At 68.9% G+C, this 16,009-nt stretch carries 16 protein-coding genes and 1 pseudogene; 5 read left to right on the top strand and 12 right to left on the bottom strand.

The annotated features are described in order from the left end of the window. A pseudogene (locus tag ASF25_RS12020) lies at window positions 1-327 on the bottom strand (porin family protein); the annotation flags it as partial. Between the two features lie 488 nt (window positions 328-815). On the opposite strand from ASF25_RS12020, the gene ASF25_RS12015 reads away from it, so the two are divergent. Continuing rightward, window positions 816-1,115 carry a hypothetical protein gene (locus ASF25_RS12015; protein ID WP_156368958.1) on the top strand — a complete coding sequence of 100 codons (300 nt, stop codon included), beginning with the start codon at window positions 816-818 and terminating at the stop codon, window positions 1,113-1,115. A 30-nt stretch (window positions 1,116-1,145) separates the two neighbouring features. Here the strand turns inward: ASF25_RS12015 and ASF25_RS12010 are convergent, their stop codons facing one another. The 4 genes from ASF25_RS12010 to ASF25_RS11995 all read right to left on the bottom strand — a co-directional run bounded on the left by ASF25_RS12010 (window position 1,146) and on the right by ASF25_RS11995 (window position 3,893). After that, window positions 1,146-1,838, bottom strand: a complete 693-nt coding sequence (locus ASF25_RS12010) for a di-trans,poly-cis-decaprenylcistransferase (protein ID WP_056174925.1) — start codon at window positions 1,836-1,838, stop codon at window positions 1,146-1,148. A gap of 174 nt (window positions 1,839-2,012) precedes the next feature. Next, window positions 2,013-2,432: a transcriptional regulator gene (locus tag ASF25_RS12005; protein ID WP_056174922.1), complete on the bottom strand. Its 420-nt coding sequence runs from the start codon at window positions 2,430-2,432 to the stop codon at window positions 2,013-2,015. Then, window positions 2,419-3,036 carry a hypothetical protein gene (locus ASF25_RS12000; protein WP_056174919.1) on the bottom strand — a complete coding sequence of 206 codons (618 nt, stop codon included), beginning with the start codon at window positions 3,034-3,036 and terminating at the stop codon, window positions 2,419-2,421. Before ASF25_RS12000 ends, ASF25_RS12005 begins: the two co-directional genes overlap by 14 nt. Window positions 3,037-3,122: 86 nt before the next feature. Next, window positions 3,123-3,893, bottom strand: a complete 771-nt coding sequence (locus ASF25_RS11995; RefSeq protein WP_056174917.1) for an aspartate/glutamate racemase family protein — start codon at window positions 3,891-3,893, stop codon at window positions 3,123-3,125. A 321-nt stretch (window positions 3,894-4,214) separates the two neighbouring features. Here ASF25_RS11995 and ASF25_RS11990 point away from each other — a divergent pair, with 321 nt between their 5' ends. Both ASF25_RS11990 and ASF25_RS11985 read left to right on the top strand, forming a co-directional pair. After that, the gene (locus ASF25_RS11990) at window positions 4,215-5,744 is read left to right on the top strand and encodes a DEAD/DEAH box helicase (RefSeq protein ID WP_056174915.1); all 1,530 of its coding nucleotides are present in this window, start codon (window positions 4,215-4,217) and stop codon (window positions 5,742-5,744) included. A gap of 206 nt (window positions 5,745-5,950) precedes the next feature. Continuing rightward, the gene (locus tag ASF25_RS11985; protein WP_056174914.1) at window positions 5,951-7,006 is read left to right on the top strand and encodes a GGDEF domain-containing protein; all 1,056 of its coding nucleotides are present in this window, start codon (window positions 5,951-5,953) and stop codon (window positions 7,004-7,006) included. Window positions 7,007-7,062: 56 nt separating this feature from the next. On the opposite strand, the gene ASF25_RS11980 is transcribed toward ASF25_RS11985, so the two are convergent. Beyond that, window positions 7,063-7,455, bottom strand: coding sequence for an iron-sulfur cluster assembly accessory protein (locus ASF25_RS11980; protein ID WP_056174912.1), 393 nt, complete (start codon window positions 7,453-7,455; stop codon window positions 7,063-7,065). Window positions 7,456-7,882: 427 nt separating this feature from the next. On the opposite strand from ASF25_RS11980, the gene ASF25_RS23605 reads away from it, so the two are divergent. Next, window positions 7,883-8,170, top strand: coding sequence for a Uma2 family endonuclease (locus ASF25_RS23605; protein WP_244473000.1), 288 nt, complete (start codon window positions 7,883-7,885; stop codon window positions 8,168-8,170). A gap of 6 nt (window positions 8,171-8,176) precedes the next feature. Here the strand turns inward: ASF25_RS23605 and ASF25_RS11970 are convergent, their stop codons facing one another. The 6 genes from ASF25_RS11970 to ASF25_RS11945 all read right to left on the bottom strand — a co-directional run bounded on the left by ASF25_RS11970 (window position 8,177) and on the right by ASF25_RS11945 (window position 15,038). Next, a complete protein-coding gene (locus ASF25_RS11970) occupies window positions 8,177-8,557 on the bottom strand; it encodes an SUF system Fe-S cluster assembly protein (RefSeq protein ID WP_056095958.1) in 381 nt (126 codons plus the stop codon). 106 nt (window positions 8,558-8,663) lie between these two features. Next, on the bottom strand, window positions 8,664-9,908 hold the full coding sequence (locus tag ASF25_RS11965) for a cysteine desulfurase (protein ID WP_056304883.1): 1,245 nt from the start codon (window positions 9,906-9,908) through the stop codon (window positions 8,664-8,666). Window positions 9,909-9,982: 74 nt separating this feature from the next. Then, window positions 9,983-11,305: a Fe-S cluster assembly protein SufD gene (gene sufD, locus ASF25_RS11960; RefSeq protein ID WP_056174908.1), complete on the bottom strand. Its 1,323-nt coding sequence runs from the start codon at window positions 11,303-11,305 to the stop codon at window positions 9,983-9,985. Between the two features lie 2 nt (window positions 11,306-11,307). Further along, window positions 11,308-12,060 carry a Fe-S cluster assembly ATPase SufC gene (gene sufC / locus ASF25_RS11955; protein WP_056174905.1) on the bottom strand — a complete coding sequence of 251 codons (753 nt, stop codon included), beginning with the start codon at window positions 12,058-12,060 and terminating at the stop codon, window positions 11,308-11,310. 282 nt (window positions 12,061-12,342) lie between these two features. Beyond that, entirely contained in the window at window positions 12,343-13,812 is a 1,470-nt protein-coding gene (sufB, locus tag ASF25_RS11950) for a Fe-S cluster assembly protein SufB (protein ID WP_056174903.1), read from the bottom strand. 71 nt (window positions 13,813-13,883) lie between these two features. Further along, entirely contained in the window at window positions 13,884-15,038 is a 1,155-nt protein-coding gene (locus ASF25_RS11945; RefSeq protein WP_056304882.1) for a cysteine desulfurase family protein, read from the bottom strand. Window positions 15,039-15,348: 310 nt separating this feature from the next. Here ASF25_RS11945 and ASF25_RS11940 point away from each other — a divergent pair, with 310 nt between their 5' ends. Then, window positions 15,349-16,005, top strand: coding sequence for an alpha/beta hydrolase (locus ASF25_RS11940; RefSeq protein WP_056174900.1), 657 nt, complete (start codon window positions 15,349-15,351; stop codon window positions 16,003-16,005). Window positions 16,006-16,009: the final 4 nt, after the last annotated feature.

The following is a 16,009-nucleotide window of genomic DNA, read 5'->3' as shown; positions in this document are numbered from 1 at the left end:
GCCGGAGCCCGGGGTGAACTGGTAGTTGTAGCCGATCTGACCACCGCCGACGAAGCCGTCGTTGCTGCGGCCGTTGCCGAAGGCGATCGCCTGGGTGGTGCCCGGACGGACCAGGGTGCTGGCGCTGTTCACGCCGATGACGGTCGGGGCGCTGTTGCTGGAGGCGTCGAAGCCGTAACCGGCGTTGAAACCGGCGTAGAAGCCCGTCCAGGTGAACACGGGAACCGGCACGAACACCGGCGGAGCCGCGCGGCGCGGAAGGTCGGCGGCCGAGGCGACGGCGGTCAGGCCGGCGAGGACGGTCGTGGCGAGAAGCAGTCTTTTCATCGGGGTACTCGGTTCTGGATTGGCGAAAGCCGGCGCGCTTGTAGTCCCTGGACGCCGCGAGGTCTGTCGCTTTCCTGCAACATGAGCATCGGATAACCCAGCACATCTCAACGAAGGGTAAAGGTTAGCCGCAGGTCACCCCGACCCGGATCCGTCGGTGTTCCGGCGCACATTGACAGAATCCTAAGGATAGGGCCGCCCTGACGGGGGATCGAGGAATTCAAGGCCTGCACACGTCTTCTTGACCGGATCCTGTCCTTGGCATGATCTTGCCACGCAGGCCGACCCTTTTGTTTTTTAATGCTGGCTCTGCGCCGGCCCCGGGGCTGCGCCCATCCTGGACGAGCGCCCGCAGGCCTTGCGTCGCGCAAACGGGCAAGCCGGAGATGAACGGCGCCGGCCTCGGCATGAGGCTCTCTTAACCGTGTCCGGCGAGAATAGGCCTCGATCGGCCCGACCGGGCCGCCAGACCGATGATCGTCCCCGCCATGCTTCCTCCCAGCCGTTACATCGACATTCCCCGGGCCGAGGATCCCCTCGAGGAGCGGGACGAGCCCGTGGCCCGGCGGCCCGGCACGCTCCTGCCCTGGACGATCAAGGTGTGCCTGACCCTCGGCCTCGTCGCGCTGGGTACGACCCAGTACCTCTCGCGTGCCGTGGAAAGCGGGACCCTGCGCCAGCGCGAGGCACGGGCGGACGTCATGGACCCCGAGACCACGGGCTCCATCGGCGCGGTCGCGGCCCGCACCACCCTCGATCCCTGCACGGCGTCGGATCTCAGGCGCTGACACGGGATGGGCGCGGCCACGGCGCGCGGTTCAGGCGGCTTCGGCGGCGAGGCCGCCGAAACGGCGCTGCCGGCTCGCGAAGGATCGAAGCGCGACGGCAAGATCGCTTCCGTCGAAATCCGGCCAGTGCCGCTGCGTGAAGTACAGCTCGGCATACGCGCTTTCCCAGAGCAGGAAGTCCGAGAGGCGCTGCTCGCCGCTGGTGCGGATGACGAGATCGACATCCGGCACGGGGCCGCCGCTGACGCGGTGCCCGAACTCGGCGGCGGACGGCGTGCCGGCCTGGGCGGCGGCGGCCAGGATCGCGGCGCGAGCGGAGTAATCGACGGCGATGCGAAGGTGCAGGGCGGTGCCGGCCGCCGTCAGGGCCTCGGCCTGCCCGATGGCCTCGGCGATGCCGTCGGGCAGGCGGTCCCGCCGGCCGATCACGTCGAGGCGCACCCCGGCCCGGGCGAGGCGTCCCGCCTCCTCCCGGAGGTAGCGCCGCAGCAGGCCCATGAGCGCGGCGACCTCGTCCGGCGGACGACGCCAGTTGTCGCCGGAGAAGGCGTAGAGCGTCAGGGTGGCGATGCCCTGGGCCGGCGCCGCCTCCACGACACGACGGATCGCCGCGACTCCGGCCTTGTGGCCCAGGGCCCGGGGCAGGCCCCGCGCCGTGGCCCAACGGCCGTTGCCGTCCATGATGATGCCGACGTGAAGGCCGGCTTGCGGAACGCTTTGCATCGTAAAGTTTCCTGGCGCGTGAAGGAAAGCTTCCTGGCGCGTGAAGGTGGGTGTGTCCGGGATCCGGTCGGGCGGCGGCCGGGCGTCCCTCATGAGACTCCCGCCGCACCGTTGGACGCAGGGCGGGAGCCGGCAGGGACCGGGAGTCCCGTGGGGTAATCCTCGTGGGATAATCTAGGCCGGCCGGGGCCGGCCGCCGGGCGCGGCGGTTCCCTCTGCGTCCCGGGCCGCCTCGGCGGCATCGCGCACCACGCGTTCCAGGACGGCGAGGTAGTCGAGGAAGCGCCGGCGCCCGGCGGCCGTCAGGCCGCAGGTGGTCTGGGGCCGGTTGCCGTCGTAACCCTTGCGGATCTCCACGAGGCCGGCCTCCTGCAGCACCTGGAGGTGGCGGCTGAGATTGCCGTCCGTGAGGCCGCACAGCTGCTTCAGGCTGGCGAAGGCGAGCCCCTTCGGATGGGCGATGAGCGAGGTGAGGAGGCCGAGGCGGGCCTTCTCGTGGATGACCCGGTCGAGCCCGTCATAGGCGAACGGGGCGTCGGTGCCGGGGACGTCCTGGGGGGGAATTGGGGCGGGCGGGGTGTCAGATCTCGGCATCGTCGGCCTCCGAAGCGGCACGGACCACCAGCGCCATCAGGCCCTGGCCGACGGCGAAGGGCAGACCCATCGCCCAGGGTGAGAGACTGCGCTCCCAGCCCGTGACCACGAGCACCGCGAGGCCCGCGACGAGGTACCAGGCCGCCACGAGGGCGACGCCGCGCGGCATGACCCGGACCCCGGCGAAGATGCCGAGGCTGACGAGCACCTGCCACAGGCCCGGCAGCAGCCACAGGCTTTCGGGCGAAACCCGCGCGAGGACCAGGGCGAGGAGCGCCCCGGCCGCGCCCGCCGGCAGGAACTGCTCCACGGCGTCGTGGATCATCGCATCCCCGAGACCGCCCGTGTGTCGGCGGGCACGGGCCCGCATTTCCGCCCCGACGAGGCCGAGGGCGATGACGGCCGTGGCGACCCAGGCCCCGAAGAACAGCAGCGGCCGCGCATCCGGATCGTCGAGCAGAAGGGTCTGCGCCGTGGCGGTGGCGAGGGCCAGCCCGGCGGTGGCCGCGAAGGCCGCCGGGCCGTAGCCGCTGAAGGCGGTGCCGCGCACGAGCTGCGAGCGGATGGCGACGATGTCGGCCAGGGCCTTGTCGAGATCGGTCATGCCGCGCCTCTCAAACTCTATGGTGCAAAGTATACGGTCTCGCAAAGCCGACGCAAGGGCTTTCTTTGCCATGCAAAGTCCGGGTGTCAGGCGCCCCCGAGGAGCGCCGCGAGGGCCGGGGACAGGCCGGTGCTCGCGAGGGTGGGGGCGGCCCTCCCGAGCCCCCCTGCCCCGGCGGCGGCCAGCACCGCCCGGGTGCCGGCCTCCACCGAGCAGAGAACCGGTACGGGAACGGCGGGCTGGATGCGCGCGGCGAGACCGGCCAGGGCCGCGCCGCCCAGGATCACGGCCTCGGCGCCGTCCACCTCGGCGCAGGCGCGGCAGGCGGCGGCGAGCTGGCTCAGGGCCGCATCGGGATCGGCGGCGATCTCGCCGCCCGTCGGGGCGACGGTGCGGACGCAGGCCAACCGGTCGGACAGGCCGAGGGTGGCGACGAACTCCGTCAGCATCGGCCCCCACAGGACCCCACCCGTGACGATGGCGAAGCGTCCGCCGGCCCCGCAGGCCGCGCGGCAGGCGGCCTCGGCCATGCCGACCACCGGCACCCGCGAGACTTCGCGCAGGGCCATCAGCCCCGGATCGCCGAAGCAGGCGAGGTAGACCGCGTCGCACCCGTCGCCATGCGCCGCCAGGGCATCGAGGGCGGCGTGGCCGGCGATGGCGGAGGCCGCCCGGCTCGCGATGTAGCGGGCGCCGAAGCGTCCGGTCACGGCCACGATCTCGGCCGCCCCGCCGGCGATTCCCCGGACATGACCCGCCACCAGATCGGTGACCCCTTGCGTGGTGTTGGGATTGATGAGGAGGATCCGCGGGGGACGTTCGCTCGCGCGGACGATCGTCGATACGCCGTGGGACATCGCTCACCCCTCTCCGCCGCAGCATCGCCGGCCGTCGGAGCGACGGTGCTGCAGGCATCGCGCCGTTGGCAAGAGGCCGGGTTGGGCAAGAGGCCGGGCTGGGCAAGAGACCGGGTTCGATCGAGAGCCCCGGGCCGACGGCGTGGATAAATCTCCGCCGCACCGCCGGCTCGATTGACAAGCCGGCACGAGGCTCTAAGTGTCCCCGCAACGCGTGTGCGCGGCGGGTCGTGTGTCGAAACCGCCCCTTGAAGCCGTCGCCGTGTCGATGCACTCCGCGCCGGTCGGTCGATTTCCCGCGCGCAACGGTTCTCATAGAATATGTCTTTTGCCGACCTCGGATTGAGCGACAAGGTCCTTCAGGCCGTCACGGCGGCCGGGTACACCGAGCCGACGCCGATCCAGGCCCAGGCCATCCCCCATGTGCTGGCCCGGCGCGACGTGCTGGGCATCGCCCAGACCGGCACCGGCAAGACGGCGGCCTTCACGCTGCCCATGCTGACCCTGCTGGAGAACGGCCGCGCCCGCGCCCGCATGCCGCGCACCCTCATCCTGGAGCCGACGCGTGAACTCGCCGCCCAGGTGGTGGAGAATTTCGATCGCTACGGCGTCAACCACAAGCTCAACGTGGCGCTCATCATCGGCGGCGTCTCCTTCGCCGACCAGGACGCCAAGCTCATGCGCGGCACCGACGTGCTCATCGCCACGCCAGGCCGGCTCCTCGACCATTTCGAGCGCGGCAAGCTCCTGCTCACGGGCGTCGAGCTCCTCGTCATCGACGAGGCCGACCGGATGCTCGACATGGGCTTCATCCCCGACATCGAGCGCATCGTGAAGATGGTGCCGTTCACCCGGCAGACCCTGTTCTTCTCGGCCACCATGCCGCCGGAGATCGAGCGGCTGGCCGACATGTTCCTGCACACGCCCCAGCGGATCGAGGTGGCCCGGCCCGCCTCCACCGCCGAGACCATCGTGCAGAAGCTGGTCGCCACGGGCTCCGAGGGCCACGAGAAGCGCGACCTCCTGCGCCGGCTCATCCGGGGCGAGGCCGAGCTCAACAACGGCATCATCTTCTGCAACCGCAAGCGCGACGTGGCGCTCCTGCAGAAGTCGCTCGCGAGCCACGGCTTCAACGTCGCGGCGCTCCACGGCGACATGGACCAGCGCGCCCGCACCATCGCGCTGGACGGCTTCCGCTCCGGCGAGGTGCCGCTGCTGGTGGCCTCCGACGTCGCCGCCCGCGGCCTCGACATCCCGGCCGTGAGCCACGTCTTCAACTTCGACGTGCCCCACCACCCGGAGGATTACGTCCACCGCATCGGCCGCACGGGCCGCGCCGGTCGCGCCGGCCACGCCTTCACCCTGGTGACCCGCTCCGACGAGCGCTCCATCACCGCCATCGAGAGCCTGATCGGCCAGCCGATCCCCTGGGCCGAGGGCGACCTCGGTGCCCTGCCGGAACCCTCCGCCGCCGCTCCGGCGAGCGAGGACGCGCCGACCCGGACCCGTCATCGCGGCAAGTCCGGCGAGACCCTACGCCGCCGGGGCGGTGGCGAGGCCGCGCGCGATCCCGCCCGGTCCGAGCCGCGGGCGCGCAAGGGCGGTGCCCGCCGGGGCAGCCCCGAGCGCGGACCGGCCCCGACGGTCGAGGCCGTGCCCGAGGCCGTCGTCGCACCGGTGCCGAGCCGGCCCCGCGAGCCCGCTCCCCAGCGCACGGAGCCGCGGCGCGACGAGCGCCGGCCTGCGCCCCGACGCCGCGGTGACGAGGATGACGGCGAGACGCCCGTCGGCCTCGGCTCGCACGTTCCGGCCTTCCTCCTGCGCCCGGCCGTGATCAAGACGCCCAAATAACCGCCCGGCCCCGGAGGCCGACGGACAGCCGTCCTCCCGCGACCCGAGTTTGGGCCGAAGCACCCGTGAAACGGGTCGCATTACCCGCGAAACGGGAGGAGGTCCGCGGCTCTTAACGGCCTCTCCACGATCTACCGGATAGGGTGCGCCTTCGGCTCTCCCCCGGTCGGCGAGAGGCCGGGAACGATCGCGTGGTTGGACGGACAATGGGCGGCAGTCAGGGTGACCGGGATCGGACCTTTGCGCTGGCCGAACGGGCCAATGCGCTGATGCGGGAGTACGGCCCTTCGGCGACGCCGCGGGCCTACACGGTCTGGTACACCTACGTGTCCGGCCTGCAGCCCACGATGAACGAAGCCGTCAAGCGTCTCACGGCGAAGGGCGCCCTGCTCGATTCCGACATCGACACCCTCTACGAAACCTATCTCGACGGGGAGCGCCTGGCGCGCGCGGCCGAGCGCACGAGCAGCACGGTGCTCTCCGAGATCGAGGGCGTCATGGAGGTGCTCGATCTCTCGCTGGGGTCCACGGCGCAGTACGGCGAATCCCTGCGGATCCTGTCGGACGATCTCGGCGGCTCGGGACTGGACCGGGCCCGCGTCCACGAAATCGTCGGCGCCCTCGTGGCCACCACCCGCGAGGTGACGTCCAACAACCGTGCCCTCGAGGCACGCATGCGCGAGAGCCGCAAGGAGATCGAATCCCTGCGCGAGACCCTGGAGGCGACCCGCCTCGAGAGCCTCACCGACCCGCTCACGGGCCTGTCGAACCGCAAGCAGTTCGAGGAGAGCCTGCACGCCATGGTCGAGGAATCCGTGGCCGACCGGGCACCGGCGAGCCTCATCGTCATCGACGTCGACTTCTTCAAACGCTTCAACGACGTCTACGGTCACCTCACGGGTGATCAGGTCCTGCGCCTCGTCGCCCTGGTGATGCGCGAGCACATCACCGCCCGTGCCACCCTGGCGCGCTTCGGCGGCGAGGAATTCGGCATCCTTCTGCCCGGAACGGACCGGGCCGAGGCCTGTGTCCTGGCCGAGAAGGTCCGCGCCAGCGTGATGGGACGCGACCTCGTCAAGCGCTCCACGGGGGAGTCGCTCGGCAAGATCACCATCTCCTTGGGGGTTGCCGCCGCGCGTTCCACGGACACCGCCGTGTCGCTGCTGGAGCGGGCGGACCAGTGCATGTTCAGGGCAAAGCGCGACGGCCGCAACCGCACGGTGGACGACGCCGAACCGCTGCCCCTGCCCGACGTCGCCTGACAGCCGACAGGAGGGGGCCAAGCAGGCGGCGGCTCTAGCGAGACCCGCTCAGGGCCTCAGGCCGAGGCGCGTGCGGCGGCCGGGGCGACGGCCTCGGGGTTCACGGGCGTGATCGCCACGGACTCGCCGCAGCCGCAGGCCGAGGTCTGGTTCGGGTTGTTGAACACGAACTGCGAAGCGAGCTTGGTGGAGGTGAAGTCCATCTGGGTGCCGAGCAGGAACAGCAGCGCCTTCGGATCGACGAAGACCTTCACGCCACGATCCTCGACCATGTCCTCGCCGGGCTTCTGCCCGTCCGCGTATTCCATGGTGTAGGACATGCCGGCGCAGCCGCCGTTCTTCACGCCCACCCGCAGGCCGGCGATGGGACGGTCGGCATCGGCGATGATCGCCTTGATCCGCGTCGCCGCCGCGTCGGTGAGCGAGAGGACTTTGAAATTCGAAGCCATGGGGTCTCTCCGGCAGCCGGGTTCAAGGCCCGGGCGGTTGAGGATGATCGGACGCGGTTAAGATAAGGATTGCGCGGGCCGTGGTCTACCACCCCTCACGCAGGTGCCGATGCCGCGTGCTAGACTGGCCGGATCGAGGAACCACCATGGCCGATGCCGCACGCCTCAGCATGACGCCCGAGGATTTCTTCGTCCGGCAGCGCGACCAGGACGAACTCTATGAACTCGTCGACGGTCACCCGGTGCCGCGACACCGGATGATGACCGGGGCGAGCATGCAGCACGACCGGGCGACGGTGAACACCATCGTGAGTTTGGGAACGCAGCTGCGCGGGAAATCCTGCCGCCCGACGACGGCCGACATCCCGGTCCGGACCAGCATCCGGGGCCTCCGTCGGCCCGACGTGATGGTCGAGTGCGCCCCTTGGTGCCCGATACCGACGAGGCGCGCGAGCCCAGGCTCGTCGTGGAGGTGGCGTCGCCCTCGACCACGACGATCGATCAGACCCGCAAGGTCGAGGAGTACAAGCGCCACCCGACGCTGACCACCATCCTGCTCGTCGAGACCGTGACGCCGCAGGCCCTGCTCTACCGGCGCGGCGCGGACGGCTGGGAGATCGAGACCTTCGAGGGACTGGAGGCCGCTATCGACCTGCCCGACATCTACGACGGGCTCACCTTCCCGGCGCGCCGGGATCTCGCCAGCGAAGGCTGAACGCGGCTACCACATGTCCAGGGCGACGCGGGCCTCGTCGGACATGCGGCTCTGATCCCACGGCGGATCGAACACCATGGTGACGGCGCAGGCCTGGACGCCCGGCACGGCCGCGACCGCGGTCTCGACCCAGCCCGGCATCTCGCCGGCCACGGGACAGCCCGGGGCGGTCAGGGTCATGTCGATGGCGACCGTGCGGTCGTCGGCGATGTCGACCTTGTAGATCAGGCCGAGTTCGTAGATGTCGGCCGGAATCTCCGGATCGTAGACGCTTTTCAGCGCCGCCACGATGTCGTCGGTGAGACGGTCGAGCTCCTCCGGCGGGATCGCCGAGGCGCTGGCGATGGCGGGGGTGTTGGCCCCGCCGGTGATGGCTGAATCGCTCATGGTTGGTCCTCGTGAGGGTCGGGGATCGTGTCCGATCCCCGACATGCGCCGCCCGGGCGGCGGCGCGCAGTCGCACTTGTGGCGGGCCCGCCGCTGGGATTCCCGATCAGGCGAACATCATCTCGGCCTTGGCCAGGGCCTCGGCGAGGGCGTCCACCTCTTCCCTGGTGTTATACAGTCCGAACGAGGCGCGACAGGTGGAGGTCGCACCGAAGCGCGTCAGCAGCGGCATGGCGCAGTGGGTCCCGGCCCGGATGGCGACGCCGTAGCGGTCGATCACCGTGGCGATGTCGTGGGCATGCGCGCCCTTCATCTCGAAGGCGATGACGCCGCCCTTGTCCTTGGCCGTACCGATCATCCGCACGGAGTTCATCGCCCCGAGCCGCTCCTGCGCATAGGCGAGGAGCGACGCCTCATGCGCGGCTATGTTCTCGCGGCCGAGGGTCATCATGAATTCCAGCGCCGCGCCGAGGCCGACCGCCTCGACGATCGCCGGCGTGCCCGCCTCGAAGCGGTGGGGCGGGTCGTTGTAGGTGATGGAGTCCTGGGCGACCGTGCGGATCATCTCGCCGCCGCCCTGGTAGGGGGGCAGGCGCTCCAGCCATTCCTTCTTGCCGTAGAGCACGCCGATGCCGGTCGGCCCGTACACCTTGTGCCCGGTGAAGACGAAGAAGTCGCAATCGAGCGCCTTCACGTCGATGGGCTGGTGGACCGCGCTCTGAGCCCCGTCGAGGAGCACCGGCACGCCGTGCGCATGGGCGATGCGCACGATCTCGGCCGCCGGCGTCACCGTGCCGAGCACGTTCGACATGTGCGTGATCGCCACCATTTTCGTGCGGGGCGAGAAGAGCTTCTCGTATTCCTCGACGAGGAAGTTGCCCTCGTCGTCGACGGGCGCCCACTTGATCACCGCACCGCGTCGTTCCCGCAAAAAGTGCCAGGGCACGATGTTGGAATGGTGCTCCATGATCGAGAGGATGATCTCGTCGCCCTCGCCGATCTGGCCGAGCAGCCCCATGGAGGAGGCCACGAGGTTGTAGGCCTCCGTGGCGTTGCGTGTGAAGATGATCTCGTCGGTGGAGTCGGCGTTGAGGAACTGCCGGGTGGTCTCGCGCGCGCCCTCGAAGCCCTCGGTCGCGGCGTTCGCCATGAAGTGCAGCCCGCGATGGACGTTGGCGTAGCCCGTCTCCATGCAGCCCACCATGGCGTCGATGACCGCGCGCGGCTTCTGCGAGGAGGCCGCGTTGTCGAGATAGACCAGGGGCTTGCCGTAGACCCGCTGGGCCAAGATCGGGAACTCCGCCCGGATCGCCTGGACGTCGTAGGGGGTGTTCGGGACGGGTGCGTTCATGGCGATACCTGTTGGGTGTCGGACGTGCGCGACCCTCCCCCCTTCTGCGGGGGGAGGGTCTTGGCAGGGTGCGCTCAGCCGCGCGCCTTCAACCACGCCTCGACGGTGCCGATCAGCGCCGCGCGGGCGCCCTCGTGGCCGACCGACTCGATGGCAGCCCCCAGGAAGGCCTGGACCAGTAGGCTTTCGGCTTCCGCCTTCGGCAGCCCGCGCTGCATGAGGTAGAACAGGAGATCATCGTCGAGGGCCCCGCAGGTGGCGCCGTGGCCGCAGGCGACGTCGTCGGCGAAGATCTCGAGCTCGGGCTTGTTCATCATCTGCCCTTCGTCGGACAGGATGAGGCAGGCCGACATCATCTTGCCGTCGGTCTGCTGGGCCGCCTGCTGGACGATGATCTTGCCCTGGAACACGCCCGTGGCGGCCCCGTCCACCACGGTCTTGAACAGCTCACGGCTGACCCCGCCCGTGGCGGCGTGGTCGGCGAGGAAGGTGGTGTCGGCCAATTGCTTACCGTTGAGCATGGCGGCGCCGTTGACTACCGCGCGGGCGTCGGCCCCGGCGAAGTTGAGGTAGACCTGATGGCGCGAGAGCACGGCGCCCACCACCACGTTGACGGTCTCGATGGCGGACTCGGCACCGAGCCGGGCCGACAGGGTCGAGAGCGCCACGGCCTCGCGGCCTTCCGCATTGAGGCGCGCGTGCCGGAAGGTGGCGCGATCGCCGATGACCACGTCCACGGCGTCGTTGGGCTGGTAAGCGATGCCGTCCGGCCCCTCGTGGCTCTCGAGGATCAGCGCCTCCGCGCCCTCACCCAGGGTCACGAGCACGCGCGTGGCGGTCGAATAGGCCTCCGTGCCGGTGCCGATGAAGCGCAGATGCAGCGGCGTCTCGACCTTGGCGCCGGCCTCCACCGAGATCAGGGCACCGTCCGCCAGGAAGGCGGTGTTGAGCTGATAGATCGCGTTTTCGGAGGCCTGCTTCACTGGGGTCAGCTGCGCGAGGCGTGCATCCCCATCGGTCAGGGCTTGCGTGAGCGGCGTCACGGTGATGCCGGCCGGAATGCGGGTGAGGTCGGATTCGGCCTCGATGAGATGGCCATTGACGAAGGTGAGGCGCACGGCCTCGATCCCGGCAAAGCCCTTGGCCTCGGCGGACGCCGCCTTGGCGGTCTCGGCCGAGGGCATCTCCGCCGGATGGGCGGCATCGCGGAACGCCGAGCGGAGATCCGTGTACTTGAACGCCTCGACGCGGCGGGTGGGCAGGCCGACCGCCTCGAAGTAGCGGAACGCCTCCTCGCGAGCGATGGACACGCCCGTGGGGTACTTCATCCTGGTGGCTTCGAAGAGCTTGGACAGCCCGGTCTCGGCCGCGGTGCGGAGGGGGGTGATGTCGGCCATGATCAGGCGGCCTCGCCGGTGCGGTACTCGGCGTAGCCCGACGCTTCGAGGGCCTTGGCGAGATCCTTGTCGCCCGACTTCACGATCTGGCCCTGCGACATGACGTGGACCACGTCCGGCACGATGTAGTCGAGCAGGCGCTGGTAGTGGGTGATGACGAGGAACGAGCGGCCCTGTGCCCGCAACGCGTTCACGCCGCCGGAGACGATGCGCAGGGCATCGATGTCGAGGCCGGAATCGGTCTCGTCGAGCACGCAGAACTTCGGCTCCAAGAGGGCCATCTGCAGGATCTCCATGCGCTTCTTCTCGCCGCCGGAGAACCCGACGTTGAGGGCGCGCTTGAGCATCTCCTTGTTGATCTCCAGCTTTTCCGCCGCCGCGTTCACCTTGCGGATGAAGTCCGGCGTCGTCAGCTCGCCCTCGCCGCGCGCCCTGCGCTGGGCGTTGAGCGTCGCCTTGAGGAAGGTCATGGTGCCGACGCCCGGGATCTCCAGCGGGTACTGGAACGCCAGGAACACGCCGCTCGCGGCGCGCTCGTCGGGGCTCATCTCGAGGATGTTCACGCCGTCGAGGAGGATCTCGCCGCTGGTGACCTCGTAGTCCTCTTTCCCCGCGATGACGTACGAGAGAGTCGACTTGCCCGAGCCGTTCGGCCCCATGATGGCAGCGACCTCGCCATCCTTCACGGTGAGGTTGAGACCGTTGAGGATCTGCTTGTCCTCGATGGCGACGGTGAGGTTCTTGATTTCGATCATTTTAGTCTAAGTCCTTCAAACCATTCATCGTGCATCGCTTTGAGGAACGCGATGTCCTTGGCCGGAAGGCCTGAACGATCGCCGATCACCGCGTCGATGTTGCACCGTGGACACAAGGCGGTTTCCTCGCGAGGAAGCCAGTCCCTGATCTCGTCCGGCAAGAATACAGCAAGGCAAAAGAAGCAACCGCATGCGACGCTACTCGTCACCTCTTCAGCATGCCGAGCGCTATGCTTATGCACAGATCTCAGCATGCTCTTTTCGTAGGCCACTACGAGAGGCTTAGCCCACCGAGCCTTCGAGGCTGATCGAGATCAGCTTCTGGGCCTCGACGGCGAACTCCATCGGCAGCTGCTGCAGCACGTCGCGGACGAAGCCGTTGACGATGAGCGCGGTCGCCTCCTCGTTGGAGAGGCCACGCTGCTGGCAGTAGAACATCTGGTCTTCCGAGATCTTCGAGGTGGTGGCCTCGTGCTCGAACTGCGCGGAGGAATTCTTCGACTCGATATAGGGCACGGTGTGCGCGCCGCACTGGTCGCCGATGAGGAGCGAGTCGCAGTTGGTGAAGTTGCGCGCGCCCGTCGCCTTGCGGTGCGCCGAGACGAGGCCCCGGTAGGTGTTCTGCGAGCGTCCGGCCGAGATGCCCTTCGAGATGATCCGGCTGGTGGTGTTCTTGCCCAGATGGATCATCTTGGTGCCGGAATCGACCTGCTGCATGCCGTTCGACACGGCGATGGAGTAGAACTCGCCCCGTGAATTGTCGCCGCGCAGGATGCAGGACGGGTACTTCCAGGTGATCGCCGAGCCGGTTTCGACCTGCGTCCACGAGATCTTCGAGTTGGCGCCCCGGCAATCGCCGCGCTTGGTGACGAAGTTGTAGATGCCGCCCTTGCCGTCGTTGTCGCCCGGATACCAGTTCTGGACCGTCGAGTACTTGATCTCGGCGTCGTCGAGGGCAACGAGCTCGACCACGGCCGCGTGGAGCTGGTTGTCGTCGCGCTTCGGGGCGGTGCAGCCCTCGAGGTACGAGACGTAACTACCCTTGTCGGCGATGATCAAGGTCCGCTCGAACTGTCCGGTGTCGCGCTCGTTGATGCGGAAATAGGTCGACAGCTCCATCGGGCAGCGCACGCCCGGCGGAATGTAGACGAACGATCCGTCGGAGAAGACCGCCGAGTTGAGCGTCGCGAAGAAGTTGTCGGTCACGGGCACGACCGAGCCGAGGTACTTCTTGATGAGGTCCGGATACTCGCGGATGGCTTCCGAGATCGGCATGAAGATCACGCCGGCCTTCGACAGTTCGGCCTTGAAGGTGGTGGCCACCGAGACCGAGTCGAACACCGCGTCGACGGCGACCCGACGCTCGGGGGCGATGCCCTCCAGCACCTCGACCTCGCGGAGCGGAATGCCGAGTTTTTCGTACGTTTTCAAAATTTCTGGATCGATTTCATCCAAGGACATGGCGGCAGGCCGCTTCGGGGCCGCATAGTAATAAATATCCTTGTAGTCGACCTTGTCATAGGAGACCCGGGCCCAGTCGGGCTCCTGCATGGTCTGCCAGCGCTTGTAGGCGTCGAGGCGCCAGGCGAGCATCCACTCGGGCTCTTCCTTCTTGGCCGAGATGAAGCGGATCACGTCCTCGGAGATGCCCTTTTCGGACTTCTCCATCTCGATGGTGGTCTCGAATCCATACTTGTACTGGTCGAGGTCGATGGATCGGACCCGGTCGATGGTTTCCTGCACGGCAGGCATTGGCGTCTCCTGATCGACCCGGCGTCAAGGGCCGGGCGTGTTCGCGAGAAATGGTTTGGGCGGGCCGCCGGTCAGGCGGCCTGCCCTCGCCGTCGATATAGGGTGTCGACGAGGCGTTCGCAGGCGGCGAGACAGCGCGTCCCGTCGCTTATCGTGCTGTTCCACCCGAGACTGACGCGCAGGGCCCCTGCGGCCAGGGCAGGGCTGACGCCCATGGCGGCGAGGACCGGCGAGCGGGCGACCTTGCCCGACGCGCAGGCCGACCCGGACGAGAGCGCGACGCCGGCGAGATCCAGCGCCATCAGGGCCGTCGGCGCATCGAGGCCCGGAATGGAGAAGCTCACGGTGTTGGGCAGGCGCGGTGCGGCCTCGCCGAACACCACGAGGTCGGGCGCCAAGGCCCGCAGCCCTGCCTCGATGGTATCCCGCAGAGCCTCGTGCGTCTCGCCGAGCCCGACCATCTCGGCCGCCACCCCCATGCCGACGAGGCCCGACAGGTTCTCGGTGCCGCCGCGCAGGCGCCCCTCCTGGCCGCCGCCCCGCAGGAACGCCGAATCCAAGGTGACGCCCTCGGCGAGCACCAGGGCGCCGACGCCCCGGGGGGCGGCGAACTTGTGGCCCGAGAGGGTGAGGGCATCGAGGCCGAGGCCGGAAAAATCGAGCGGGATCTTGCCCACCGCCTGCACGGCGTCGGAATGGACGAGGGCCCGGCCGTGGCCGCGCGCCAGGGCGACGACCTCGGCGAGCGGCTGGATCACGCCGGTCTCGTTGTTGGCCGCATGAACCGAGACGAGGACGCCCTCCCCCCGGTGCCGGTCGAGGCAGGCGGCGAGGGCGGCGAGATCGATGATGCCGCTGGCATCCACCGGAACCACGTCGACGCGCTCGGCCGGGAAGCGATGGCCGGCCGACACGCAGGCATGTTCGGTGGCACCGATCACCAGCCGGGTCGGCGCCGGCTCGCCGGATCGGCACAGGGCACCGGACAGCACGGTGTTGGCGGCCTCGGTGCCGCCGCTCGTGAACACGACCCGCCCCGAGCCGACGCCGACGAGGCCGCCCACCCGCACGCGCGCGCGCTCCAGGGCGGCGCGGGCCGCACGCCCCTCGGCATGCACCGAGGACGGGTTGCCCGGGAGGGCGAGCGCCTGCGCCACGGCCGCAGCGACCTCCGGCCGAACCGGCGAGGTCGCGTTGTGGTCGAGATAGGCGCGCGGCGAAGTCATGCTGGCGAAGTCATGTTGGCGAAGTCATGGGGCGAAAACCACTGGCGGTCTCAAGGTCGAGGACGACAAATCCTTGCTTTTGCCCCCCACGATCATGCTAAGGCGCCGAAGAACCATGTTCCGACACCCCGTCGTGCAAGGGACGCAGCGACCCGGACGCGCCCGAACCGCTTGTTTAGAATAATTCTAGTCCACTAGAACCATTCTAAGAGCGCTTTTAAGTTCGTGCCCCGTCGAGTCAAGGCGTTCCGCGCGGGGCCTGCGTTGCGTCTGCCGTCGCGCGCCACGTCCTGAAGCTTGTGAGAGATCCATGCCCGAAGTCATCTTCACCGGTCCGGCCGGCCGTCTCGAGGGACGCTACCAGGCCCCCAAGAAGAAGGGCGCGCCCATCGCCATCGTGCTCCACCCGCACCCGCAGTTCGGTGGCACGATGAACAATCAGATCGTGTACAATCTGTTCTACACCTTCGCCAACCGGGGCTTTGCCGCCCTGCGGTTCAACTTCCGCGGGGTCGGACGCAGCCAGGGCGCGTTCGATCACGGCACCGGCGAACTCTCCGACGCCGCCTCGGCCCTCGACTGGGTCCAGTCGGTCAACCCGGAGGCCCGCGCCTGCTGGATCGCCGGCGTGTCGTTCGGATCGTGGATCGGGATGCAGCTGCTCATGCGGCGCCCGGAGATCGAGGGCTTCATCTCCATCGCCGCCATGGCCAACCGCTACGATTTCACCTTCCTGGCGCCGTGCCCGTCGTCGGGCCTGTTCGTCCACGGCTCCGAGGACCGGGTGGCCCCGGCCCGCGAGGTGATGCCGGTGATCGAGAAGGTGAAGGTGCAGAAGGGCGTCATCATCGAGCACCAGATGGTCGAGGGCGCCAACCACTTCTTCGACGGCAAGGTCGACGAGCTGACCCAGACCGTGGACACCTACCTCGACAAGCGCCTCGGCACGAAGGAAATGACCGCCTGAGGTG

It is taken from the genome of Methylobacterium sp. Leaf100, from assembly GCF_001422845.1.
GTDB lineage: Bacteria > Pseudomonadota > Alphaproteobacteria > Rhizobiales > Beijerinckiaceae > Methylobacterium.
This window is presented reverse-complemented; position numbering and strand designations above follow the sequence as displayed.